Source organism: Pseudanabaena sp. FACHB-1998, assembly GCF_014696355.1.
In the GTDB taxonomy this organism is placed as follows: Bacteria; Cyanobacteriota; Cyanobacteriia; order Pseudanabaenales; family Pseudanabaenaceae; genus Pseudanabaena.
The window spans coordinates 120,883-146,726 of the sequence record NZ_JACJQA010000045.1 but is presented as its reverse complement, the minus strand read 5'-3'; the positions used below and the strand labels follow the sequence as shown (position 1 = coordinate 146,726).

At 43.0% G+C, this 25,844-nt stretch carries 21 protein-coding genes; 15 read left to right on the top strand and 6 right to left on the bottom strand.

All coding sequences use genetic code 11. The features are described from left to right. On the top strand, window positions 1-3,027 hold the full coding sequence (locus H6F42_RS18355) for a tetratricopeptide repeat protein (RefSeq protein ID WP_190400817.1): 3,027 nt from the start codon (window positions 1-3) through the stop codon (window positions 3,025-3,027). Window positions 3,028-3,133: 106 nt separating this feature from the next. Here H6F42_RS18355 and H6F42_RS18350 read toward each other — a convergent pair whose 3' ends face one another. After that, complete coding sequence (locus H6F42_RS18350; protein ID WP_190400816.1) at window positions 3,134-6,280, bottom strand: PAS domain-containing protein; 3,147 nt, start codon at window positions 6,278-6,280, stop codon at window positions 3,134-3,136. 251 nt (window positions 6,281-6,531) lie between these two features. Here H6F42_RS18350 and H6F42_RS18345 point away from each other — a divergent pair, with 251 nt between their 5' ends. The 11 genes from H6F42_RS18345 (at window position 6,532) to H6F42_RS18295 (ending at window position 14,660) form a co-directional block, all read left to right on the top strand. Next, on the top strand, window positions 6,532-8,139 hold the full coding sequence (locus H6F42_RS18345; protein WP_190400815.1) for an AAA-like domain-containing protein: 1,608 nt from the start codon (window positions 6,532-6,534) through the stop codon (window positions 8,137-8,139). A gap of 3 nt (window positions 8,140-8,142) precedes the next feature. Beyond that, window positions 8,143-8,763 (top strand): restriction endonuclease subunit R, encoded by a 621-nt coding sequence (locus H6F42_RS18340; protein ID WP_190400814.1) that lies wholly within the window; start codon window positions 8,143-8,145, stop codon window positions 8,761-8,763. A 36-nt stretch (window positions 8,764-8,799) separates the two neighbouring features. Then, on the top strand, window positions 8,800-9,360 hold the full coding sequence (locus H6F42_RS18335; RefSeq protein ID WP_190400813.1) for a Uma2 family endonuclease: 561 nt from the start codon (window positions 8,800-8,802) through the stop codon (window positions 9,358-9,360). Window positions 9,361-9,365: 5 nt separating this feature from the next. Continuing rightward, complete coding sequence (locus H6F42_RS18330) at window positions 9,366-10,025, top strand: Uma2 family endonuclease (RefSeq protein WP_190400812.1); 660 nt, start codon at window positions 9,366-9,368, stop codon at window positions 10,023-10,025. A 12-nt stretch (window positions 10,026-10,037) separates the two neighbouring features. After that, window positions 10,038-10,436, top strand: a complete 399-nt coding sequence (locus H6F42_RS18325) for an STAS/SEC14 domain-containing protein (protein WP_190400811.1) — start codon at window positions 10,038-10,040, stop codon at window positions 10,434-10,436. After that, window positions 10,433-10,858: an HNH endonuclease signature motif containing protein gene (locus tag H6F42_RS18320; protein WP_190400810.1), complete on the top strand. Its 426-nt coding sequence runs from the start codon at window positions 10,433-10,435 to the stop codon at window positions 10,856-10,858. The genes H6F42_RS18325 and H6F42_RS18320 overlap by 4 nt, the downstream gene beginning before the upstream one ends. Then, entirely contained in the window at window positions 10,855-12,720 is a 1,866-nt protein-coding gene (locus H6F42_RS18315) for an AAA-like domain-containing protein (RefSeq protein ID WP_190400809.1), read from the top strand. Before H6F42_RS18320 ends, H6F42_RS18315 begins: the two co-directional genes overlap by 4 nt. Window positions 12,721-13,046: 326 nt before the next feature. Further along, on the top strand, window positions 13,047-13,355 hold the full coding sequence (locus H6F42_RS18310; RefSeq protein ID WP_190400808.1) for a DUF433 domain-containing protein: 309 nt from the start codon (window positions 13,047-13,049) through the stop codon (window positions 13,353-13,355). 4 nt (window positions 13,356-13,359) lie between these two features. Beyond that, a complete protein-coding gene (locus tag H6F42_RS18305) occupies window positions 13,360-13,707 on the top strand; it encodes a DUF5615 family PIN-like protein (protein WP_190400807.1) in 348 nt (115 codons plus the stop codon). Between the two features lie 309 nt (window positions 13,708-14,016). Continuing rightward, the gene (locus H6F42_RS18300) at window positions 14,017-14,454 is read left to right on the top strand and encodes a putative toxin-antitoxin system toxin component, PIN family (RefSeq protein WP_190400806.1); all 438 of its coding nucleotides are present in this window, start codon (window positions 14,017-14,019) and stop codon (window positions 14,452-14,454) included. After that, window positions 14,442-14,660 carry a toxin-antitoxin system HicB family antitoxin gene (locus tag H6F42_RS18295; RefSeq protein ID WP_190400805.1) on the top strand — a complete coding sequence of 73 codons (219 nt, stop codon included), beginning with the start codon at window positions 14,442-14,444 and terminating at the stop codon, window positions 14,658-14,660. The genes H6F42_RS18300 and H6F42_RS18295 overlap by 13 nt, the downstream gene beginning before the upstream one ends. A gap of 325 nt (window positions 14,661-14,985) precedes the next feature. Here H6F42_RS18295 and H6F42_RS18290 read toward each other — a convergent pair whose 3' ends face one another. Both H6F42_RS18290 and H6F42_RS18285 read right to left on the bottom strand, forming a co-directional pair. Next, on the bottom strand, window positions 14,986-16,224 hold the full coding sequence (locus tag H6F42_RS18290; RefSeq protein ID WP_190400804.1) for an MFS transporter: 1,239 nt from the start codon (window positions 16,222-16,224) through the stop codon (window positions 14,986-14,988). Window positions 16,225-16,380: 156 nt separating this feature from the next. Next, complete coding sequence (locus H6F42_RS18285; RefSeq protein ID WP_190400803.1) at window positions 16,381-17,043, bottom strand: pentapeptide repeat-containing protein; 663 nt, start codon at window positions 17,041-17,043, stop codon at window positions 16,381-16,383. Between the two features lie 293 nt (window positions 17,044-17,336). On the opposite strand from H6F42_RS18285, the gene H6F42_RS18280 reads away from it, so the two are divergent. Then, window positions 17,337-18,035: a hypothetical protein gene (locus H6F42_RS18280; RefSeq protein WP_190400802.1), complete on the top strand. Its 699-nt coding sequence runs from the start codon at window positions 17,337-17,339 to the stop codon at window positions 18,033-18,035. Between the two features lie 87 nt (window positions 18,036-18,122). Next, on the top strand, window positions 18,123-18,509 hold the full coding sequence (gcvH, locus tag H6F42_RS18275) for a glycine cleavage system protein GcvH (RefSeq protein WP_190400801.1): 387 nt from the start codon (window positions 18,123-18,125) through the stop codon (window positions 18,507-18,509). A 135-nt stretch (window positions 18,510-18,644) separates the two neighbouring features. Here gcvH and H6F42_RS18270 read toward each other — a convergent pair whose 3' ends face one another. The 3 genes from H6F42_RS18270 to H6F42_RS18260 all read right to left on the bottom strand — a co-directional run bounded on the left by H6F42_RS18270 (window position 18,645) and on the right by H6F42_RS18260 (window position 23,779). Then, window positions 18,645-21,308 (bottom strand): ATP-binding protein, encoded by a 2,664-nt coding sequence (locus tag H6F42_RS18270; RefSeq protein WP_190400800.1) that lies wholly within the window; start codon window positions 21,306-21,308, stop codon window positions 18,645-18,647. 216 nt (window positions 21,309-21,524) lie between these two features. After that, complete coding sequence (locus H6F42_RS18265) at window positions 21,525-22,676, bottom strand: ISAs1 family transposase (protein WP_190400799.1); 1,152 nt, start codon at window positions 22,674-22,676, stop codon at window positions 21,525-21,527. A gap of 182 nt (window positions 22,677-22,858) precedes the next feature. Next, complete coding sequence (locus H6F42_RS18260) at window positions 22,859-23,779, bottom strand: branched-chain amino acid transaminase (protein ID WP_190400798.1); 921 nt, start codon at window positions 23,777-23,779, stop codon at window positions 22,859-22,861. A 320-nt stretch (window positions 23,780-24,099) separates the two neighbouring features. On the opposite strand from H6F42_RS18260, the gene moaA reads away from it, so the two are divergent. Further along, the gene (moaA, locus tag H6F42_RS18255) at window positions 24,100-25,083 is read left to right on the top strand and encodes a GTP 3',8-cyclase MoaA (protein WP_190400797.1); all 984 of its coding nucleotides are present in this window, start codon (window positions 24,100-24,102) and stop codon (window positions 25,081-25,083) included. Window positions 25,084-25,844: the final 761 nt, after the last annotated feature.

The window sequence follows — 25,844 nt, the reverse complement described above, 5'->3', positions numbered from 1 at the left end:
ATGTCTTCAGAATCATCTAACGAGCCATTAGCTAACAATTCAGTCTACCGCGTGGGTGGTAGCTTGCCTGCGGATGCACTTACCTATGTGGAGCGACAGGCGGATCGGGAACTTTTTGAGCGACTGAAGGCGGGGGAATGTTGTTATGTGTTTAATTCGCGGCAGATGGGGAAGTCAAGCTTGCGGGTGCGGACGATTCAAAAGTTAGAGAGGGATGGGATACGTTGTGCGACACTCGATCCACAGACGATCGGTACGCAGCTAGATCAATCGCAGTGGTATGCCAGTGTGATTAGCAGTCTTGTAGAAAGTTTTGGATTAGAGGACAGCTTCGATCTGGAAACTTGGTGGGAAGCTAGACCGTTACTTTCGCCTGTACGATGCTTGAGCGATTTTATTTCTAAGGTTCTTTTAGTTGAGATTTCGCAGCCAATCGTCATTTTTGTGGAAGAGATCGATAACTTGCTCAATCTACAATTTAGAGCAGATGACTTTTTCATGTTGATTCGTTCGTTTTACGAAAATCGCACCCAAGAACCAAATTATAATCGTTTGTCCTTTGCTTTTGTTGGTGTTACTACACCGAGCGATTTGATACGCGGTCAAAATCACTCTGCTTTTAATATTGGAGTGGCGATCGAGATGGGGGGGTTTCTCTTGTCGGAGGTACAGCCTTTAGCGATCGGCTTGGAGGGTAAAGTTAGCGATCCATCAGTAGTTATGAATGAGGTGTTGAAATGGACGGGGGGACAGCCCTTTTTGACGCAGAAGTTGCTGAGTTTAGTGATTCGAGAAGTGGATGATGGGCATGGTTTGGTTGGAGAAGATGTTGCAGGATGGATCGCCCAAATAGTTCAGGTTTGCATTATTAATAATTGGGAAGCTCAGGACGTACCACAACATTTGAAGACTTTGCAGGATCGGGTTTTAAGGATTGATGAACGGGGAAGAGGACAATTGTTAGGTTTGTATCAGCAGATTTTAGGGAATTCCGATTTGAATAATGGGGAAGAGGGAATCAAAGCTGATGATAGTTATGAGCAAATCCAGTTGCGTTTGACGGGGTTGGCTGTTAAACATGATGACAGACTGATGATTTATAACCCTATTTATGCGGCGGTATTCAATCAGCGATGGGTGGAGCGAGCTTTAGCGGATTTGCGTCCAGCGTTTTATGGAGAGGCTTTTCGAGCATGGCTACTGGAGACAGATCAGGGACAAAATCAGGATTTTCTGTTGCGAGGACAGGCGCTAGTGGAGGCGGAGATATGGGCGACAGGAAAGCGGCTCAGTGAAGGGGATGAGCAGTTTTTGCGTGAAAGTCGAGAAATGCAGAGACAAGAAATGGATCTCCAATTGGAGGCAGAACGCTTAGCAAGGGAGACAGCCGAAGGAGCAAATCTAATCTTGATTGAGGCTGAGCAGACTGCAAAGCAAAGGGTGAGAATTGGCTCAATTATTTTGGCAGTAACGCTTGTTGCTGCCAGCATCGCAAGCGTTTGGGCTGTTAAGGCTGCAAAGGAGGTTGATGAGGCAAATAATAGAATTCCCAAAATTGAGAAAGAGTCAAAAGAGCTAACTCAAAAAGCTCAAAATGAAGCCAATGAGAAGATTCTCAATACAAAAAAAGAGGCGGAAACTATAACAAATAAGGCTAAGCTGAAAGTATTTGAGATGAGGCAATTGGCTGAGAAAGTTAAATTAGAATCTGAGGAGAATATTAAAATTTCAGTAGCTAAGCTGAATGATTCGGAACTTAAGCTGCAAGAAGCAGATCAAAATGTTCAGAAAAAATCTGCTTTACTCATCGGTATTACAAGTGAATTGCAGAAACAGAAAATAAACCTCAGTGAGCTAACAAATAATGTAAATAATGTAAAAGGATTCCTAAAGTTCAATTTAGCTGAATATCTAGTAGATAATGATGAGGCTTTAGCATACTGGAATGCAGAACTGCGAGCAAATCCCAGTGATTATAAGGCTTTGGAAGAAAGAGCCAAGCTTTACTATAACAAAATGCGTATGTATCCTGAGGCGGCAGATGATTATAGAACTTTAATTAAGTTGGGATCTCGGAGTCCTAATCATTATCATAATTTGGCTGTTGTTCTCAATGCTCAAAACAAACCAGAAGAAGCGATCGCCGCCTATCGTCAAGCCATTGATATTGAACCCAAAATGTTCCCTTCGTACCTCGAAATTGGAGATATTCTACTTTCTCAAACAAAAGTAGATGAAGCAATCGCAACCTACCGCCAAGCCACAGTTGTCAACCCAAAATATTTTTCTGCTTATAACAAAATTGGTATTGCACTTGCCAAACAAAATAAACTAGACGAAGCAATCAAAGCATATAATCAAGCGATCTCTATCTCACCCAAATCTCATATTGCTCACAGAAATCTGGGGCTTGCACTTGCCAAACAAAATAAACTAGACGAAGCAATCGATGCCTACCGCCAAGCCATTAACTTCTCCCCCCAATATCCTGCTGCTTATAACAGTTTAGGCGATGTCCTTGCCAAACAAAATAAACTAGACGCAGCGATCACCGCCTATCGTCAAGCCATTAACTTCTCCCCCAAATATTCTTTTGCTTACAGAAATCTGGGGCTTGCACTTGCCAAACAAAATAAACTAGACGAAGCGATCACCGCCTATCGTCAAGCGATTGCCATTGATCCCAAATATAGCGCTGCTTACAACAGTCTATGTTGGCATGGTAGTCTTGCAGGGCAGGTTAGAGAAGTTTTGTATGCTTGTGAAAAAGCGGTCGATCTTACTTCTTCAAGCGATAAAGGCTGGTATCAAGACAGTCGAGGACTTGCTAGAGCAATTACTGGCGATATTGAGGGTGCAATTGAAGACTTTCAAGCATTCTTGAAATGGCTGGATACTGATACGGAATCTAATAAAGCTAAATATAGAGTAATCCGTCAGCGATGGGTTGAGGAATTACGTGCAGGTAAACCTCCCTCTGAAATCTTCACCAAAGAAGTTCTTGAGCAATTGAGGAATGAGGAATGAGGGTTTTTCATTTAGCGATCGCAACTTTTGGTTGATGAGTTTAGCGATCGCCACTTTACTTACAAGGCGCTATTATAGTTAGGATATTCGTTCCACGGAACATCAGTTATAAAAAACTTTTCATGACGATTGCTAGTTCTTGTAATTTAATTGGCTTGGTAAGATAAGCGTTAGCCCCCGCATCTAGGCAAGCTTCGCGATCGCCTTCCATTGCTAAAGCCGTGATGGCAATGATCGGAATATTTAAACTATTAGGATCGCGGCGAATGTGTCTGGTTGCTTCTAATCCGTCCATGACAGGCATTTGAATATCCATTAAGATTAAGTCAGGATGATGGCTTTGAGTGAGGGCGATCGCTTGCTCTCCATTACTTGCAAAGATGATCCTATAGCCATGAGCTTCTAGATAAGATGAAAAGGTGATCACATTAGCTTCGTTATCTTCCACCAATAAAATTAAGGGCTGGCGATCATGAACTTCGTGGTTAGTAGAGGCTAATGTAGAAGTTACTAAAGCTGCATCTTGGTTTATAGGTTGTGAAGATTCAGATTGATAGATGGGATTTTCAAAATCATTGATTACCTCCTTAGGCTTATAGGGCAACTGAAACACAAAGCAGCTACCGATACCCACCTCACTAGTTACGCTGACATTGCCTCCATGTAACTCGACAATTTGACGTACTAAAGTCAATCCCAAACCCGTGCCACTGTACTGGCGATTGAGAGCGCTATCAATTTGGACAAAAGGCTGAAAGAGTTTAGGGATATTCTCCGCAGCAATCCCAATCCCTGTATCAATAATCGCGATTTGAATATATTGTGAAGGAAGTTGATCGTCTGGGGGATCGCAGACAAGAGAAGCCTCTAGTTGAATATAACCGCGATTAGGAGTAAATTTAACAGCATTATTGAGCAGGTTTATTAATACTTGCCGAATCCTGCGATTATCTAAATATATTTCAGGCAAATTCGGCTGAACTTGAATTTTGATTTGAATATCTTTTTGAGAAGCTTGCTGATTAATAAAAGCGACACTAGATTGACAAAGATGATTAATGGAAGCGTAGGTATATTGTAGTTCAATGCGCCCTGCCTCAATTTTCGCAACATCCAATATATCATTAATCAATTCCAGTAGATGTGAACCACTCCGCTCGACAGTTTTTAAGGCTTTAATCTGACGTTCATTCATATTGCCATAAACCTGTTCTTGCAAGCCTTCCGTAATACCGATGATCGCATTAAGCGGTGTGCGAAGTTCATGGCTCATATTGGCTAAGAATTCATCTTTTAAGCGCGTGGCTTTTATTTGCTCCTGCTCTAGGCGCTTGCGATCGCTAATATCAAAATTAACTCCTGTCAACGTTTGAGGATTGCCTTGAGAATCTCGCGCCACCATGGCATAGGCTTTAATAAATCGAATCGTGCCATCGGGTAAAACCACTCGAAATTCCAACTCACATTCAATTTCTCCTAAGACAGTTTTCCTGACCACATCCTTCACCCTAGCTCGGTCTTCGGGATGGATCACGTTCATCCAAGCAGACGCAAGTTGGGAAGAGTCCTGTAAAGGAAGACCATATAACTCATACATCCGCTCGTCCCAAATCACTGATTTATTCGCAATATCCCATTCCCACGAACCAAAAGCCCCTGATCTTAAAGCAAGCTGTAAGCGTTCCGATAGCTTTTGCAGTTCCCTTTCTCTAGCCTGTAGCTCGGCAGTACGTTCTTGGACTTTAACCTCCAGACTTTGATTGAGCAGCTGTAATTGACTTTGGGCTTGTTTGCGATCGCTAATATCCCGAACTAAAACTAAAACCTCATCTTCGCTATAGGGAACGATTCTGACCTCTTCTATTTGAGTGCGATCATCAATGGAAAGATCCTGTTCGTAGATCTGCATAGAATTAGTTGACAAAGCGCGATAAATGCTTTCTAACCTTCTTTGTGCAGCTATCGGCGGTAATACATTCGATAAATGATTTCCTAACTGATCTGGTAAATTGCCCAATATCGAGAAATTTGGTGTCGAAACAAACTCTAAATACAATCCTTCTCTATTCATGCGAATCAGCAAATCAGGCAGAGCTTTAATTAAAGCTCTTTGATGAGATTCACTTCTTCGCAGAGCATTTTCCGTTTGTTTGCGATCGCTAATATCTGTAATCGTACCTACATAGCCAATTATTTGCCCTGAAGTATCAATTTCCGCATTGGTTTGCACCAATACCCAGATTATGGAACCATCGGTTCGCAAAAAACGATATTCCATTTGAAAAGGACGATTCTCTGCGATCGCCCTTCGCGCTTCTAGGACTACTTGTTTGGCATCATCAGGATGAATGGCTTGATGCCACGAAAAACCCAAAGAATTATCCAGATTTAAGCCTGCAATCTCACAACAGCGTTGATTGACGTAAATACAAGCGCCTTGATCATCAGTCCGAAAAATGCCAACGGGTACACTAGCGGCAAGGGTGGCATAACGTTGTTCGCTTTGGCGAAGTTTTTCCTCGGCTTGCTCCTGTTCGCTTAATTGGTTTTGCAGCTTTTGATAGGCTTTGGCTTGAGATCGATTGATCTCACGGTTCGCAAATAACGCAAAGGTAATGGCAGTTAGGGCGGATAGAAATAAGCTATAAGCCAAGATCTGGGCACGAATTGTTTTAGATTCGCCTAGATAAACATCCGCCTCTCGCTCGTACTTTTCGGCTAGCTCATTAAAGGGGGCAAAGCGATCGAGGTATTGAGTAACTTGTAGAAAGTAAGGATTTTTGGCAAATTTTACTAATAGTAATTCTGCGGCAACTATATTTTCGGGGGTAGGATTGCGAGAAAGTATTTCTATCCTATTGAAAGTTTGTTTTGATTCCTGATTTAACTGTTGAATGATTACTTCATATTCTGCTACCAGATTATTCAATCCTTTCAGGCTTTTATCTTTGGGGGTAGCGATATGCTGTTTTAAAAGTATTAATATTTGGTCATTTCTTTGCAAGAATTTATCACTCTCTCTCCGAAATTCGATAGGATCGGCAAGATAAGGTGACAGTTGTTGAATAGGACGTTGACGTAAAACTTCGATCTGAAGTGTATTAAGAAATGATCGTTGAAGGGAAGCTTCGTGGCTGAGGTTCAGAGCTTGCTGCTGGATGTCATTACCCACCAGTAAACCCGCAACAGTACCTAAGCAACTGATTCCCAAGGCGATCGCATAGCCATAAATGATCTTGAAGCCTAAAGACATTTATCAATTAACCAAGTCTTGACTAAATATTTTCCAAGAATTTGCTGAAGCCTCTTCGATATTATAGCGGGTTTCATTTTGCATTAGGTTAAGTAGCGAGGCATAATTAAAAAAAGCAGAATCACAAGCTTGGGCGCATGCTGCGCCCAAGCTTGTAGAGTTTTATATTTAATTTCGCCTATATAATATGGCTACTTTCGATTCACACCACTTTCGGCTCAAATCCAAACCATAAATTCCCGTATGCTCCTATGCCTCAATCAAAAGTCTTATTGCTATCGGCGAATCCATCAAATACCGATCGCTTGCGGGTTGAGGCGGAATTTCGGGAAATTGAGGAATGCTGTCAGAAATCGAGTTTGCGCGATCGCTTTGCGCTCGTCACTAAAGGCGAAGTCCGCATTGATGACTTGCAACCAATTTTGCTTCAGGAAGTGCCGCGTGTGGTGCATTTCTCAGGACATGGAGCGGCGGAAAATGGGTTGGTTTTAGAACATGATGATGGCACTTGGCAACTCGCACCGACTGCGGCTCTGGCAGATTTATTCCGTATTTTGCAAAATGGCATCGATTGCGTGGTGCTGAATGCTTGTTTCTCAGAGGTGCAAGCAGAAGCGATCGCCCGTTATGTGCCGTATGTATTGGGTATGAATCAGGCGATCGGTGATGTGGCAGCGATCAAGTTTGCTAAGGGATTCTATGGGGCATTGTTTGAAGGGAAATCAATTAAAGATGCCTTTGAGTTAGGCAAAAATCTGATTGCGCTCAAAAATATTCCTGAAGTACAAACGCCTGTGCTGTTGGAACGCCGTTATGAAAGTCAGTTTTTGCCAAAGTTAAATATAGCGATCGAAGAACCTGAAGGCGCGGTGCGGATTGGTTCTGAATTTTATATTCCGCGATCGCCTCAACAGGAACAATGCTTTAAAGCGATCGCCATGCCTCATGCTCTGCTGCGTTTAAAATCCCCTGATCGCATGGGTAAGTCTTCCCTATTGGTGCGCGTCTTAGAAGAAGCGCGGCGGCTGGATAATCGCACCACATGGCTAGATTTACAAAAGTGCGATCGCAAGTTCTTTGAAAATATGGATCGCTTTTTGCAGTGGTTTTGTGCGGTGATTGGGCGTGATTTGGGAGTGAAGGCAAAACCAACCGATGATTGGGATGAGATGTTTGGCGCAAACAGCAACTGTGAGGAATTTTTTGAAAGATATTTGTTAAATGACGACGATGATCGCCCGTTGGTGATTGCGATTGAAAATCTGGATCGCATATTTCTGCACGAAGCGATCGAGGTAGATTTTTGCGGTTTGTTGCGCGGTTGGCATGAGCAGGGCAAGCATGACAAAAGATGGGGTAAGTTGCGCCTAGTGCTGGCCTATTCGATGGAATCTTTTACGACTAAGGATATTAACCAATCCCCTTTTAATGTGGGTACGCCCATTGATTTGGATGAATTCACCATTACTCAAGTGCAAGAACTTGCTGCATTGCATGGATTCTCCCCTACACAAATCGAACCGATATCCGAATTAATCGGTGGACATCCCTATCTAGTACGACTAGCTTTTTATAATTTAGCTAGTGGTGCAAATTCCCTTGAGCAGATTATCCAAAATGCGGCGACGGAAGTGGGACTTTTTGGCAAACATCTCACCACTCGTTTAGCAAAGGTGGAAAAAGATGTTCATCTTACGGAAGTTTTGCGATCGCTGGTTAATTCACTACAACCAATCCGTTTTGATCTTGCCACTACAGCAAAGTTAGATGGAATGGGTTTAATATTACGCACAGAGACTGGTGTAAAGATCCGCAATGAGCTATATCGGCGCTATTTCCAAAACCGTTTAGGAGTGTAACCAATGCCTAAAACTTTACAAGCTTCAGAAATTGATTTGGCAACACTAGAGGAGCTTTTTGCGATCGCGCAGTCACGGGATGCAGAATTTTTTGATGAATGGCGCGAAGACTTACCTAAACTTACTGAAAACGAACAGTTAAGCCTTGACGATCTCAAAGCAGATTATCTACACCTGTCGAAACATTCTCTATTGGAACCGCTTGTAAAAATGGTGGTGCTATCGCCGATTCTGAAACTAGCAGGTTTCTATCGCGATCCCTTCTATCTCAAAGCTGAGCAGGTAGTGAATATTCTCTCCCAAGATCAAGATATTCTTGTTCAAGGACGCATTGATGTTTTGGTATTTAAACCGCCGTTTTGGGTTGTTGTGATTGAGGCAAAGAGAGCGGCTTATTCTGTAGAAGTTGGGATTCCCCAAGCTTTAACTTACATGATGGCAAATCCCAACCCTGATCGCCCTGTTTTTGGACTGGTTACAAATGGCAGTGAGTTTATCTTTCTGAAACTTCAGCATCAAGACAGCCTAAAATATGCCGAATCAGATTTATTCTCACTCAAGCGTGGCAATGATTTATACACAGTTGTCAGTATTTTGAAACATCTTGCTCAATTAGCCATATGAAAACTCCCAAACCTCAATCTTAATCAGGAGAACATGATGAACAGGGCCACTATCGAAACCATCGAGCTAAAAAGACACCATTTCAATGTGCAGCAATACCACCAAATGTATGAAGCAGGAATCTTTGCAGAGAGCGATCGCCTTGAATTAATTTATGGAGAGCTAGTAACTATGTCCCCAATTAATCGCCGTCATGCTGCTTGTGTGAATCGGCTGACTTATTTACTCAGTCGGATCATGGGCAACCGTGCGATCGTTGCTGTCCAAAATCCTATTCGCCTAACCGATGACTCAGAGCCTCAACCTGATGTCGCCATTCTTAAATGGCAAGATGATTTTTATATTTCTGGACATCCCACCGCATCGGATATCCATTGGCTAATTGAAGTTTCCGATACGACTATTGGAATTGATCGCCGCGTTAAAGTGCCACTCTATGCTGAGTCTGGAATTATCGAAACATGGCTAGTGAATCTTAATGAGGATTGCCTTGAAGTTTACAGAGGGAGCGAGGAGTTGATTTTGCACAGGGGCGATCGCATTGCCTCCCTTGCTTTTCCTGACGTAGTATTTGCAGTAACCGATATCTTGGGATAAAAACTATGGTAATTTCAGCACCTGTGATCACACCAGTCAACCCAATCGAATATCCCTCTGGTGATGGTGAGCCTGTGGCGGAAACTTACGACCATTTTTATGCGATCGCCGTACTTTTAGAAATGCTGCGACAATATTTAACAGGTAGACAAGCGACGGTTTTGGGCAATCAGTTTCTTTACTATGCTCAAGGATTGCCCAGAATGCGGGTGGCTCCTGATGTGATGGTGATTTTTGATGTGGCGGCTGGCGGTCGCGACAATTATAAAATTTGGGAAGAAGGACAAGTGCCTGCGGTAATTTTTGAAATTACCTCCAAAAGTACGCAGATTACTGATATTGGCTTTAAGCGCGACCTCTATGCTCAGATGGGTGTGCAGGAATATTGGCTATTTGACCCAAAAAATGAATGGTTAGAGCATCAATTGCAAGGTTATCGCCTCAAGGGTGAAGAATATGAGCCGATTATCGATGGACAGAGTTTAGTCTTAGGGTTGCAGCTATCGATTGAGGACAAAAAAATTGCCTTGCATCGTCTGGACAATGGCGAAAAGTTACCTTTTCCCTCTGAGCTTGCTGAACAAGTAGCTCAAGAGCGTCAAGCTAAACAAGAGCTTGAGGTACTATTGCAACGCTACCGCGATCGCTATGGAGATCTAGAATAACAAACTAAAATCATGAGCCAAATTACCGTTCAAACTCAACTTCCCTTTGAGCAGCTTATTCAAACTGTAGAGCAGCTAGATGCGTCTGAGCTAGAACAATTGATTGCCCAAGCAATCCGAGTTCAGACTAAGCGCAAAACTCTTAGCTTGCCACAGGATCAATCTTTGCTATTTCAACAAATTACTCAATGTATTCCCAATCATTTACAAGAGCGCTATGACTTTCTCATTAGTAAACGTCAAGATAACTCTCTTACAGATGAAGAATATCAAGAGTTAATTAACTTAGGAGAAAATATTGAAGCAATTGATGTTAAAAGGTTAGAAAATTTAACTAAGCTTGCGAAACTTCGACAAACGTCTTTGAATGAGCTAATTCAAGAGTTTCAGTTACAACCACAGGCTTTATGACGGCTAAATCAATCAGCGAAAAGCTTCGTCAAATAGTCACGGAAAGAGCAAAAGGTTGTTGCGAATATTGTCTTAGCCAAGAGAATTATTCTACACAGAGGCTTTCTGTTGAGCATATTATTCCGACTTGGAAAAATGGTGAAACTACGGTTGAGAATCTTGCTCTTGCTTGTCAAGGGTGCAACAATTACAAGCACACTAAAACTCAAGCAATTGATCCTAAAACTTCACAGGTAACGGATCTTTATCATCCTAGACAACAGCAATGGAAAGATCACTTTACTTGGAATGATAACTATAGCGAAATCATTGGTTTAACGCCCACAGGACGAGTAACTGTGGAACTGCTTAAACTCAATCGTGAAGGAGTTGTCAATCTTCGCCGTATTCTATATGCAACAGGAAATCATCCGCCATTATGACTAGTGCAAGCTCTTTTAATTATCAAGTTGGTGGTAGTCTCCCTGCGGATGCGCCGAGTTATGTCGAGCGCCAATGCGATCGCGACTATTACGACTTGCTCAAGGAGCGGAAATATTGCTATGTGTTTAACTGTCGGCAGATGGGGAAATCGAGTTTGCGGGTGCGGGTGACACATAAGTTGCAAGCGGAGGGAATTGTGTGCGCGACCATCGATCCGCAGAAGATTGGGGTGGAGGTGACCTGTGAGCAGTGGTATGCCAGCGCGATTCGGAGTTTGGTGGGGGATTTGGATTTAAAAAGTAAGTTTGATTTGCGGAGTTGGATTAGGGAACGGGAATTGCTGTCGCCTGTGCAGCGCTTTGCAGAATTTATTGAGACAGTCGTGTTGCAAGAGATTGATGCACCGATTGTAATTTTTGTCGAAGAGATTGATCGCCTATTGAGTCTCAAGTTTGGCATGGATGATTTCTTTGGTTTGGTGCGATCGTTTTTTGAAGATCGTCCGACTAAGCCTGACTATAATCGCCTCACTTTTTCCTTTTTGGGAGTGGCGACACCGACGGATTTAATCCAGAGTCATAATACTTCGGCGTTTAATATTGGCTATGCGGTGGAGATGGCGGGGTTTACGCTGACTGAGGCTTTGCCATTGATGCAGGGTTTGGCGAGTAAGGTGGCGAATCCACAGGATTATCTAGGAGAGGCGGTGAAATGGACGGGGGGACAGCCTTTTCTAATTCAGCGTTTGTTGGGAATGATGGAGAAGGAGTTAGCAGGAATCGCAACCCCTGAGAATATTGCGGTATGGGTTGAGAATTTAGTACAGGAGCGGATTGTCACGAATTGGCAATCGCAGGATGCGCCGCCACATTTGACGACGATTAGGGATCGGGTGCTGAGTGTGGAGGAGAAGTTGCGGGGGCGGATGTTGGGTTGCTATCAGCAGGTGTTGGTGGATGGCGAGTTGGCGGATGATCGCAGTGAGGAGCGATCGAAGTTGCGGTTGACGGGGTTGGTGGTGCGGCGGGAGGGGCGGTTGGTTTCTTATAATCCGATTTATGGGGCGGTGTTTAATAATGTTTGGGTGGAGGGGCAGTTAGCGGATTTGCGTCCAGAGTTTTATGCTTCGGCGTTTCGGGCATGGCAGGATGCGGAGGAGGGGCAGAATCAGGGATTTCTGTTGCGGGGACAAGCGCTTGAGGAGGCGGAGATTTGGGCGAGAGGGAAGAGGCTTAGTGATGTGGATGAGCAGTTTTTGCGGAGAAGTCAGAAGGCTGAAAGACAAGAAAAAGAGAAGAGCTTAGAGGCTGAACGTAGCGCCAGAAAGACACTAGAGCAAGAGCATCGCCTTCTACAAGAAAAGGTAGAAGAGGAAGCGCAAAAGAGAACAAAAGAAAAAATTAATGACTATTTATATCAACTTTCTAAATTAGGAATAGATAATAAAGTTAGTGAATACAATACAAATAAAAAGCTTTACGAAAAAACAGTAGAAGATCTATTAGAAGCTGATGAAAGCGAGTATCTGCAAGCAGTAGCACGAACTACTGTGCTTATAGGTCTCAAAATAGATAAAGAGGACGATAGGTATTCAGAATTAGCCACTTCTATTTATGCCTATTTGCGAGCTTGGCTTGTAAGTAGTATTAGGTATCAAGAGGATATGCCAGTGGATGAAATTTTAAATTCGGTTGCAAATGCTAAATATCACATAAAAGGAATTATCTATATTAAAGATATTATTTTAGAAGGGAAAAATAAGAGTTTACTGCTTCCTAGTCAAAACTCTATAGAGATTGTTAAAAAATATTTAGGTAAATTGATTGAAAAGCTTACTAAAAAACTTCTGGAAACCTTATAGAGTTGCGAAACAATTAAGGTTTTATACTTACGCATGATTATCTTACCAACTGATGTTACGTGGAATGAATATCGCCCTCACCCCCCAGCCCCCTCTCCCATTAAGGGAGAGGAGGAGCAAGACTAATTTCTTCTTCCCCTCTCCCTTAATGGGAGAGGGGCTAGGGGTGAGGGTCTTGTGAGCTTCCACGTAACATCAGTTACCAATAAACCCAACGCGACAGATCAGAAGAGACATACATGTCAAGTAAAAAAGTAAAAGGAAAAAGTTAGAATTAAGCTAACAACAAGGACAATCAAAACCTTTACGTTATGGAGGTCTGCACGATGCTCGACACACCAACCCAATATATGCACATCCAACTTCAAGGCAACATACCCATCATTGCAGGTACGACCATGAAAGTTGTCGAGCTAGTCACCTCACACCTCACCTATGGATGGAGTCCCGAAGAACTACATTTTCAATATCCCCATATCGCCCTCAGCAAAATTTATTCCGCCCTCGCCTACTATTGGGATCACAAACAAGAACTTGATACCGACATCCAGCGCCGCCTCGACTATGCCGAACAAATGCGTCTAAATGCCCCCATCTCGCCACTGCAAGCCAAACTTCAAGCAACACCTCATTAAGGCTATGGCGATCGCACTATACATGGATGAAAACGTACCGCGCCAAATTTTACTTGGATTACGTCTGAGAGGAGTAGATGTGCTTTCCGTTCAAGAAGATCAGCGATCGGGCGATCCAGATCCGCTAGTTTTAGCGAGAGCTAACGAATTACAGAGGGTCTTATTCACCAGAGATGATGATTTTTTAGCGATCGCCAATCAACTTCTGCAAGAAGAGACTAACTTCATCGGCATCATTTACGCCGCGCAACAAATGGCAAGCATAGGAGTTTGCGTAAGGGATTTAGAAATGATTGCCAAAGTTAGCGATTTAGAAGATTTTACTAATCATATTCAGTACCTACCAGTATAACAATTTGATAAAGATATACAGATGTGTGGCATTGCTCCAAGGCAAAAGTAAAAAGATAAAAGGAAAAACTTGTAGGGGTTTTGCATTTGCGCCACCATTCCCCAACACCCCACATAAACCTCCATTTGCAAATGCAGAACCCTTCACGCTTTCAGCGATAAATTGTCCTTGCGTTGTCAGGTGTTAGGCATAGCATTCCCAGATCGAGGGAACCTGAGAATTTAGAAATTGTCGCGGGAATGCTATGCCCCTACGAATGTTTTTTGACTGCCATCTAAAAACGACTGCGTATATGCTATCATTGCAAACATGGAAATTAAGATAGTTGTTGACACCAGCGTTTTTGTGAGCGCCCTTATTGGCTCAAAAGGAGCTAGTAGAGAACTCATAAGACAATGCTTACAAGGCAATTATCAACCATTAATGAGCAACGCCTTATTCTCAGAATATGAATCCCTCATTCATCGCCAAGAAATTATCGCCAAATGCCCCTTATCCCCTGAAGAAATACAAGAATTACTCGCCTCGTTCATGAGCGTTAGTCAATGGATACATATCTATTATCTATGGCGACCAAATTTAAAAGATGAAGCAGACAATCATTTAATCGAACTAGCTGTCGCTGGAAATGCCCAGATCATTGCCACAAAAAATATTAGAGACTTCCAGAACTCAGAACTGCTATTTCCTAATCTATCAATTCTAAAACCAGAACAAATTATCAGAAGTGACTCATGGCAACCTTAACTATTCGCTTACCAGACGACAAACACCTTAGACTAAAAAAACTCGCAGAGAGTCAAGGCTTGAGTATCAATAAGCTAATTGAAGAACTTTCAACGATCGCCCTTGTCGAATTTGATACCCATACCAGATTTAAACTGTTAGCGGCTAAAGGCGATCGGGCGGTCGGGCTAAAACTACTTGATAAATTGGATTCCCTAACTGATTAAGAACTAAATAAATAACCATTAGAGAAAATTAAAATGATTACTTTAAAAATATTGATCGCCAAAATCAAACACTATTCAGATGAAGAGCAAAAAAATAATTCGCTTTGTTCCAGATCTATCCACCAACAAAGCCTAATTTATAAAATATTTAAGACTGAGCCACATCCTTATCAACATTAATAGTAATTGCTTCCATCTCAAACTTCTAAACTTGAAATAAAATACTATTGCTTCATTATATTTTCTCAAAAACTTCACGCACTCATCTCTGCAAAACTCCGTACCTTCTCATTCGCCAAAAAAGTAGCCTACATTGCTTACATGGTTACTTAACTAATCCCCCAGCACCAATGCCTATACCTGCCACTACAAAGCAGATTGCCGCGCCTATGGTCGCAGTTGTAAGTGAAAGCATATCGTTAGATTTGGGAACTAGACAACCAAAAATGGCGATCGCCCCTGACAAACCACCAAAAAAAGTTCCTATAGACAAACCACTTAAAGACTTGGAAACCATTGTTAGGGCAAAGGCAACCATGCCATTATTCACTGCACTCAAGCAGAACATCATCCAAATAATAATCACGATGCTGGCGATCGCGCCAGAACCAGTTGTTAGCAATGCTAGCCCTACGGCAAGTCCTCCCAAACTAAACATCATTAAACGACGATTATCAATCAGTTTAGAGAGTCTACCCGTAAAGATTGCAAGGAGAGCTTGAGTAATAAAAGCAGTTCCCATTAATATTTCAAAGGGAAAGCCCGTAAAATTTACTAATTCCGTTTTAAAGGTACGTGGCACAACGTCCCCCATCAAGAGCCTCAGTCCTAAGCCGATCGCTGCGCCCACCAGCATCACAATCGCTAAATTAGGCAGGGATTGAAGAATGGGCAGTGGTTCTTTTTCATCAAAATCGGGAGCAAGATTTTTGGGAATATGGAGCATGGCGCTTCGTAAGCCCGCTACAGCCGCCAGCAGAGTAATTGAGGCGATCGTAAAAGTGATCGGAGCGCCCAAACTTAAAATAAAACCAGTTGCCAAAGGACGAATAGAACTCACAAATCCACCAACTAGGGTCAAAACACTTCCCGCCAGTGGCAATTGAGTCGCTCCCGCAAATATCCCCAGCAAACAAATCACGGGGCTACGAAAGGTCGCCATGACCATCGCCCAAAGAATCGCCAAACTGGGCAAAATCAGACGAGTAATTTCATTTGCGCCCCCAAAAATTACCACCGATGGTAAGCCAATAAATATGGCGGTAGAGCCGATCGCCCCTGCAATAATAAAGGGCATTCGGGTGCTATACCAACGCTGCCAGCGATCGGACAGACCTCCAAATAATGGTTCCACAATTACCGCGATCGCGCTTTCGATCACTAATATCAAGGCAGCAAATTGTTGAGCTTGACTTGGAGGATAGGCAAAGACCTGTTCGATAAACTTCGGCAAATATGCCGCATAGGCAATCCAAGTCAGAGATATGGCTCCCTGCACTGAAGCCAAGCTCCATACCTGTAGCCATTTAATTTGATTTGAGTCCGAATTAGGGGCGATCGCCATACCAGATTTCCTCCTACTAATGCTGCCAAGTGTAGCTAAGCTCTTCTAAACCAAGAAGTAGTAGTGCGGCGCAAAGCGCTGCACTACTACTTCTTGGTTTTTAAATTAAGAAATGGCTATGCCATTTCTTAATTTGGTGTAATTATTTGCTAAAGGCTATTTCATGCCACAGCCTTGCATCGAAATCTTGCCGTCGGGCATCGTCGCACGGCAAAGATTAGCTTGGCTAAGATCGACATTGGTGACAATCGCATTGGTCAAGTCCGCACGATAAAGATCCGCTCCCTTGAGGTTGGCTCCTGTCAAATCTGCCCCATAGAGGCTAGCGTTACGGAGAGAGGCGTTACTCAAATCCGCGCGGTTGAGCTTGGCATGGACTAGCTCAATATCGATCAAATTGGCATTTTGCAAATTAGCGTCGGTGAGGTCAGCGTATTTCCAACGACTATTACGAGCATTTGTCCCAGACAAATTAGCTTGGATGAGGTCACTGTGAATGAAAAAAGTATTTCGTAGGTCAGAGTTACTAAGATCAGCGCCCCGAAAATCCGCATAATACATTGTACTGAAAGCTAATATTGCGCCAGAGAGTGTGCTCTTTCGCAAATCAGCTACATCCAGAAATGATTCGCGTAAATCTGCGCCCTTTGCATCAATTTCCGTCAACACGCATCGTTGACAAGTGCGATTGGTTAAAAGGCTTTGAAGATGTTCGGCATTTTGTGCTTGGGCGCTCGAGGTCACGCTAGCGACGATCGCGCTAGCCAGCAAAGAACCAGCGATCGCTGTCACGGAATAAGTAAAGACTGTTGACTTCATGAGAAAGTACCTAAATTTTAGCAATCCCTTACTAATAGTTATCACACGAACTATCCCTACAACACAGCAAAATGTAATAAAAACAAAAGTAAGGATTATTAATGCTTCGCGCCGATATGTTTAATTAACACCAAAGCAAGAAATGGCTGCGCTATTTCTTGCTTTGAAAACCCTTGCTGGGTTTGTTTTTTTAATCCACGAAAGTGGGGCAACACTTTTGTGAATTGGTATTAGGGCTTAAGCTTTTGTATACTGGTAGTGTTTTGTTGTCATTTTGTTATGGATCGTGCTGAATGTTCGAGCAGTTTTTAGAGACGAATGCTTCCTCCTTTCGGGTCGAAGTCATCCCCATTTTGGGGGTGTTAATTCTGCTAGAGGCAATTCTGTCGGCGGATAATGCGATCGCCCTTGCAGCGATCGTGCGAAGTCTTCCAGATCCAAAGCAAGAGGAATGGGCGCTTCGTTATGGCTTAATTGGCGCATTCGTCCTCCGAGTGGTACTAATTTTTACCGCAACATGGGTAATTAAATATTGGCAATTTGAACTCGCAGGTTCCCTATATTTGCTATGGCTATCAGGCAAATTTTTCTTGCAAAAATCGCAAGATGAGCATGATGCCAAACATCCCGTCAAAATGGCGGATAAATTGTGGCAAGTAGTAGCCCTAGTTTCCCTCACAGATTTAGCCTTTTCGCTCGACAGTGTAACCGCAGCCGTAGCTGTCGCACAGGAAACTTGGTTAGTCCTGATCGGGGGCGTTGCAGGAATTATTGCCCTCCGCTTTTTAGCAGGATTATTTATCAAGTGGCTAGCCATATATACGCATCTCGAATCGGCAGGTTATTTAATAGTTTTGCTAGTGGGTTTACGCTTATTCATTAAAGTATTTTCGGATAGTCTGGTTCCGCCTGAGTGGTTAATGCTGAGCTGTATTGGATTAGTATTTCTCTGGGGATTTTCTAATCGAGAAGCCGTTAATGAAGAAGTATAAGAATTATAAATAGAGTGACAATGCTGAGCGTCGCCCCTCTATTTATTAGTAGGATTTGCTTAATACCAAAAAGGACAAAATATCCAGATGTTTGAATATCCTGAAGACCTAAGATATACCAACTCTCACGAATACATTCGGCTTGAAGGGGACATCGCCACCTTGGGCATTACTGCCTTTGCGATCGATCAGCTTGGAGATATTGTCTTCCTCGATCTACCAGAGGTAGGGGCATCCGTAGAAAAGGGGCAAACCTTCGGCACAATTGAATCTGTCAAAGCCGTCGAAGATATCTATGCACCCCTAACGGGAACTGTGGTCGATGTAAATACTGCCCTCATGGATGATCCCGAAAATATTGGAGATGATCCCTATGGAAAGTCTTGGTTGATTAAAGTGAATATCAATGATGTATCGGAACTAGACGGTACTTTGTCCGCTAGCGAATATAGCAGCACAGTTGAAGGACATTAATTCTCTTATATAGCAATGTAAGTTTTGCTTAGGACATAAAAACCAAAAAGCGAGTTGCGGCGCTTCGCGCCGCAACTCACTTTTTGGTTTTTGTTTTGTACTGGAAAAGGGGCGGCGCAATGCGCCGCCCCTTTTTTATTGTTTTAATTTTGGTGGTAACTCCACGGTAAAGGTAGAACCTTGATTTACTGTACTTTCTACATAAATCGTACCGCCCATCAACAAAACTAACTGCTCCGTAATCGCCAAACCTAAACCTGTACCACCATGCTTGCGGGTAGAAGACTGATCGACTTGGCGGAATTGCTCAAAAATCGTGCGCTGAAACTCAGGCTCAATGCCAATACCCGTATCTTTAACGGAAATGAGAATATTTGAAACCGCAAAAGGAGTTTGAGCATCTTCATTTAGAACATTATCAGGCGCGATCGCTTCCGAAGCGTCCTTTTCTTTATTTTTATTCTCAAAATTTATTGTGTTTTCCTGAGCATATTTGAGTTCGACAATCACCTCACCGCTATCGGTAAACTTAATCGCATTAGAAACTAAATTAGTAATCACCTGTTTAATCCGAATGGAATCATGATAAATCGCACAGGTTCCAATCTGGTTGTTAAATATAAAGTTTAGAGATTTGATAGAAGCAAGAGGTTGTAGGCTTTCGCAGGTATGGTGAATTAGTTCATCAAGATTGAAAAATTCAGGATGGGCTTCCATTTTTCCTGCTTCAATTTTTGAGAGGTCGAGAATGTCATTAATCAAGTCCAACAGATTTTTGCCATTGCGAAGGATGCGCTCTACCATGTCAACTTGACTGGTGGAGAGGGCATCCCGACGCTGGCGTAACAACACCTGCGAGAAGCCAATAATCGCATTCATCGGCGTTCGCAACTCATGGCTCATATTGGCGAGGAACTGACTCTTGAGTTGGGTTGCCTCCAATAATTGGGCATTTTGGGCTTCGATTTGGTTGATTAATTGCGCATTACCGATCGCGATCGCGGCTTGAATGCCAAAGGAAGCCAATAAATTTAAGTCTTCGCGAGAACTCGCTCGCTCTAGCTGCAAATGCCCGATCGCCAACACCCCCAAACGTCCCGACCGATTGGACTCAATCGGTACACATAAAGCACTCTTGACTGTTAATGCGTCTAGTAATAGGGATTCCCCTGATTTAATTTCGATGGGAATACCTTCTTTAAAGACCTGAGCGACAAGGTTTGGTGAATCTAGACCAAAGGATTCCTTTAAAGGAAAATCTGCGGGTAAGCCCTTGGCAGCCGAGAGATTAAGCTTGTTTTCCTTGGGTTCGTACAGCACCAAGACGCAAACTTCTGTCCACATAATCGCATCACAGGTCGCCTCTACTACTGATTCCAAAAGCACGTTAAGATCTTGCAACTGCTGGTTAATCAAGTTCGTCAGCCTTTGCAAAATGCTCATCCGCTTTTGCTGCTCGATCATGATTTTGTTGGTTTCTTGCATCACCTTATCGCGATAGCGCTGTTCGGTGACATCCCGCAAAATCATCACGCTACCGATCAATTCCGACTCAGTGCCGACTAAGGGAGCCGCCTTAGTACTGAGAATAATTTCATTCCCTTCAGGAGGACGCAGCACCACTTGATCTTCGACCACTTCACCCGTGGACATCGCCCGAAAGACTACCAAATTCGCTAAATCCACGGGTTCGCCATCCTGATGTCTGATGTCAAATTGTTTGACAATCTCTTCCATTGATTTAGCAATGACGGGCGAAGCTGGGACTCCATTCGTAGGATTTCCTGAATTAAAGCTGAGGATTTTTCGTCCTGCGGAATTAATTTTAAGAATTCGTCCTGCGGGATCGCTGAGCAGTACGCCATCGGCAAGCTGCTCGAATACGGTCGTAAGTTCTTCGCGCTGACGGGCGATCGTTTCAATGCTCTGGGCGTTACTAATGGCGGTGGCAAGACGACGACCGATGGATTGCAGGATATTCCTACCGCGATCGGACAGGGGCGTAAGGCTGCCTAAAAACAACACTCCCACAAGGCTACTTCGCAGCATCAGTGGATAAGCCGAAAGACTTTGGGGCAAGAGGTCACCAACGGGAGTCCGATAAACTAACGTCTGTCCTTTGAGGCGATCGCCTTCCCAAACGATCGCTTCTTCTAGTTGTCCCGCTTGCCCAATAATGCCCTCCCCAAGGGTAATTTCCGTAAGGGCTTGACTAGTTTTGTAGCCCCATTCGGCAGTAAGGACGAGACAGCCTTCGGGATGGGACGATGTATTTTGCCAGAGATAGATGCTGCCTAGTTGTGCGCCTGTCAACTTGCATATCTCTTCGAGGCTTGCCTTGATTAATTTGTATTGATCGGTAGTATTAACTAATACGCGATCAAGTGATTGCAAAGCATATTGAATGTCACGGGCTTCGAGGTTAGCAGTTTTGGTCTCTACATGTGCCGCCATGCGATTAAAAACCTTGGCAAATTCGCCAATTTCGTCCGCACGATTGAGTTGCGATCGCGCCGCCAAATTCCCCGCCGATATTTCTTCCGCAGCTTCCGCTAGCTCAGTTAGGGGAGGCTGAATACTCCGAATAATGGAAATGGCAACAAATAGCCCCGACCCCAAGCCCGCCGAGAAAATCACGATCGCCAACCATGTCGTAAATGCTTCGAGTTCAGGTGTGCCTTGCTGGATATGGAGCAGCAAAATCAAGGTAGCCGTAGCCAACAAGGATGTGCTAGTGGTCAGCCCAAAAATTAAACGATTGACTAAACTTTCACGGCGAGGCAGATTGGCATTGGTCATGGCGCTTTACTTGGAATTAACCCTATTATGCTCAATGATAGACCTCAGCCATTCACAATTCTATAGCTATGGTCAGTCTTGGCAGGACAAAACCCCAGAAGCGAGTTGCGGCGCTTCGCGCCGCAACTCGCTTCTGGGGTTTTGATTTGCCCTAATGCAAGTGACCACAGCTATAACCTAGGGCAACCGCACACGTTCATGAATAAATAGTGAAGCCTAGAGGGAGACTATGTTTAAGGCAGCAAGGATATCCTTAAGATAGTTGTCATCCCAACCAGCCTTAAGGCGTTTAGTCTTAACTCCAACTTTAGTTTTTTTGTCACGGGAAAGTAAATTTAAGCCAACATGACGAATAACAGCTAAGTTTTCAGCACTATAGCCTCGACAACATTGAGAAGCATCTTCATCAAAAGCAACATCAAGAATCCAATGCAGTTGATTCTCAATACTCCAATGACTTCTAACTGCTTGAGAGAACCTGTAAACATCACTGTCAATACTGAGAATATAGTATCGCTGTTCAATAGAAACTACTCCCTGCACATTGCGTTCTGACTCAACCATGCCAATACTTTTCAACCCTGTCCATTTCTCTGCACCAATAAGGAATTCTGTATTGCCCATAGTCCAATAGGCTCTCTTCTCAATCCGCCCATGTCCCTTTTCTATCGTTGAGTGGAACTGATGTTCGATATTATGAAATTCCTGTACACGGGCGGATGTAAATAATTGCCGTACATCATCATAGAGATTACCCTGATTACCTTTGAGCGCTAATACATAATCCCCTCCCTGTTCAATGATCGTTTTTGCTATTTCTTTCTGGCATCCCATTGCATCGATACTCACCAAACATCCTCGAATAGCCAACATTTCTAGCAATGGTGAGATCACTGTTATCTCATTTGATTTCTCATGCACTTGCTTTTGACCTAGCACCAAATGCTGTGTTGCTGACCAAACACTCACCATATGAATCAGACTACGAGAATTACCTGCTTCCTTGGCTCCTCTCAAGGTTTTACCATCAATATTTAGCAATTCTCCGTCTGTTATCTTATGGACTGCTTCCATCCATCCTATAAAACATTTTTGTAATTCTATTGGCTTCAGTCGAGCGAATATTCTCTCAAATGTATCTGCCGATGGGATGCCATTTTCTAGTTCCAAAAATGTCTTTAGCCAGTTCTCCTTTGATTTTCCATATTCTGCTATTGCGGCAAAATCGTTTGCTCCGCTAATTGTTCCACAAATGCTGATTATTAGTATGTCTAATAGCTTATGTTCGATACTGTGCGATGCTCTGGGGTCTCGTATGTTGCCAAAATGAGTCTCAATTAATGCGGTTGGGCTGATTCTATAAGACATGGCACTTTGGGGCTTTTAATTTATACTGGTTATTTTACTTTGCTTCCTTTCTTTCACTATTTATTCATGAACGTGTGCGGTTTCCCTGAGCTATAACCCCCAAAAGATAATGGCGGCGCAAAGCGCCGCCATTATCTTTTGGGGGGTTTGATTTTATCGAGACACAAGTGGCGAGAGCTAGATTAAACTTTCGTTAGCCAGTGATGATAGTCAGGCAAAAGCCCTTGGACAGCCTTGCTATATAGGTCGCGAAGCTTCTTAGTGATTTCGCCAACTGAGCCATCGCCTACAGGACGATGATCGAAACTGGTGATAGGGGCGAGTTCTGTGGCAGTACCAACAAAAAATGCTTCATCGGCAATATATAACTCAGTGCGATCGATCGTTCTCGATACTGTCTCTAGCCCTAGTTCCTTAGCCGCTAATTCAATGACTGAACTTCGAGTAATTCCTTCGAGAATGTTATCTGTAATGGAACTTGTGATTAACTTCCCTTCTCTTACTAAGAAAAGATTCATCGCGCTACCTTCGGCAACATGCCCATCGTTGGTTAAAACAACAACATCATCAAAGCCAGAAGCATAGCCATCAGTCTTGGCAAGAGCCGTATTTACATAGGCTCCATTGACCTTCGCTCTAGCGGGAATCGCATTATCATCTAAACGTCGCCAAGAGGATACACCCACTTTAATACCATTGCTCGTATCCAGATAGCCATCCATTGGCACACTGAATAAGCAGAAGTCATCATGGGTATGAGGAACTTTGAGAATTGGTCCAATCCGCAGGTCAGACTTGTAAATAATTGGGCGGATATATGTAGCGGAGTTACATTGATTACGTTGAATTAACTCAGTAGTGAGATGAATCATCGTCTCCACATCGAGGGGATGTTGTAAGCCAATAATGCGGCAACTTTGGATGAGGCGTTGATAATGCTCTTCTAGACGAAATGCCCCCATACGGTTTTCTTCTGGTAGCCAATACGCCTTAATTCCTTCAAAAACAGCCGTACCATAGAGAAATGCGTGGGTGCGGATACTGATTGTGGCATCTTCGAGGGGGACAAATGTTCCGCGTATATAGGCGTACTGTGAGGTCATGGTTTAAAACATCTTGATCAATTATTTTTCTATCATATAGCTAGGACAAATCAAAACCCAAAATAAAAGTGGTGAGGCTTCGCGCCGCCACTTTTATTTTGGGTTTTATATCCTAGGCAAACTTTTTATGGCTATATACTCCCTTTCCAGCCTAAAAATAGATATTAAAACTCAAAGATTAGTATTGCGGCGCGACCCTCATCCTTGGAGGGAAAGGAGTAAAGTAAGAATCGCCCTAATTTAAAACCGATAAATTGCGGCTCAACGCGCCCTAATTTATCGGTTTTCTAGACACCCATAAACCGTGAGGACAAAAATCTGTGAATAATGTTGACTACCTTCGCATCAGTTTGATCGATCGCTGCAATTTTCGCTGCACCTACTGTATGCCTGAAGGCTCAGAAGTCGATTATATTCTTGCTCAAGAGAGTCTCACTAATGCTGAGTTAATTAACTTATTAAAAGAGGTATTTATTCCCCTCGGTTTTAAGAAATTTCGCCTCACAGGGGGGGAACCTCTACTCAGACGAGATCTCGTTGGTTTGGTAGAGGCGATCGCCAATTTGCAAGGTGTCACAGATTTATCAATGACCACCAATGGTTTTTTATTGAGCGATCTGGCTAAGCCTTTATATGAGGCGGGTTTGCGACGCATTAATATTAGTCTTGATTCCCTTGATCGCGATGTGTTTCGCCAAATTACAGGACGAAATCTCTGGGAAAAGGTATGGGCAGGAATTTTAGCCGCCTATGAGGTGGGATTTGATCCTCTGAAGTTAAATGTGGTGGTAGTGCCAGAGGTAAACGATCGCGAAGTTTTAGACTTAGCGGCTTTGAGCATTGATCGCCGTTGGCATATTCGCTTTATTGAATTTATGCCGATCGGTAATGATAGTTTGTTTACCCATAAAGGCTGGGTGGACTCGGCAACTCTGCGCCAACAAATCAGCGATCGCTATGGCTTAGATGCTGGTAACTGCAAGGGGAACGGGCCCGCCGATGTGTTTCAGATTCCCAATGCGAAGGGGACTTTGGGCTTTATTAGTCAAATGTCTGAATGTTTTTGCGATCGCTGCAATCGGATGCGGCTATCGGCAGATGGATTATTGCGCCCTTGCCTTTTAAATGAGGCGGGACAGATCGACTTGAAAACCGCTTTACGTCAGGGCAAAGATTTCGCTGAGCTACGAGTAGCGGTACGAGAGCTGCTAAACCTTAAAGACGAAATTAATTTTAAAGAACGCGATCGGGGTACTGGCGAACAACAGAGTTATTTTCGGACTATGTCCCAAATTGGCGGTTAAAAGCAAAATCCCGCCAAGCGAGATTTTGTCTCAAAAAAAATAAGGTTCGCAAATGCGAACCTTATTTTTTTATTTAGTTGTAGGATTACAAAATATCCCTTCGGCATCAGTAGCCACCATACCGTATGTGTAGCGGATAGCTCTAGGTCTACTGATTTGCGCTTATCCCTTTCGGAAATAATTGCCATTTCGGGGATACTAGGGCTACACGGGGGGGAATAGGATAGCCCTGTGATTAATCTACATTAATCAACCTTTATTTGCAAGAGATTAGCAAAAAAAATTTCAACTAGAATTTGAATTCGGCAATTAATTGCCAAATTTTTATTAAAATCTTTGCCCAAGAGTGGGTTTAACAAAAAAACTCATTCAAAACACTTGTGATTAAAGCAATTCTAAAAGAATTTAGAGAAGACACTCCGAGTGAGTTACTCTCTGAAATCACTTAATTGCCAATTATTAAATAGCACAAATGCAACAGAAATTGTATATTTTGTATATATTGTATAACTAAATTACATTTAGGTAAATATAATTAAGTACTTAATTTCTAGTTGTCGCCAAAATGCAGCAATAGATTTTCTAAAAGGGTTGATTTAGGTTGGAGCGCAAAGCTTGGTAAAAAGCAACCTTAATAATCCTTGATAATTGATAACCACAAAAGAGATGCCTCATTTGGTAGTTATCAATTATCAAGAGATGATAACTTTTGCGATAGCTTACAGCAAGGGCATTAGGTATGATTAAAGATTGGCAGCTTG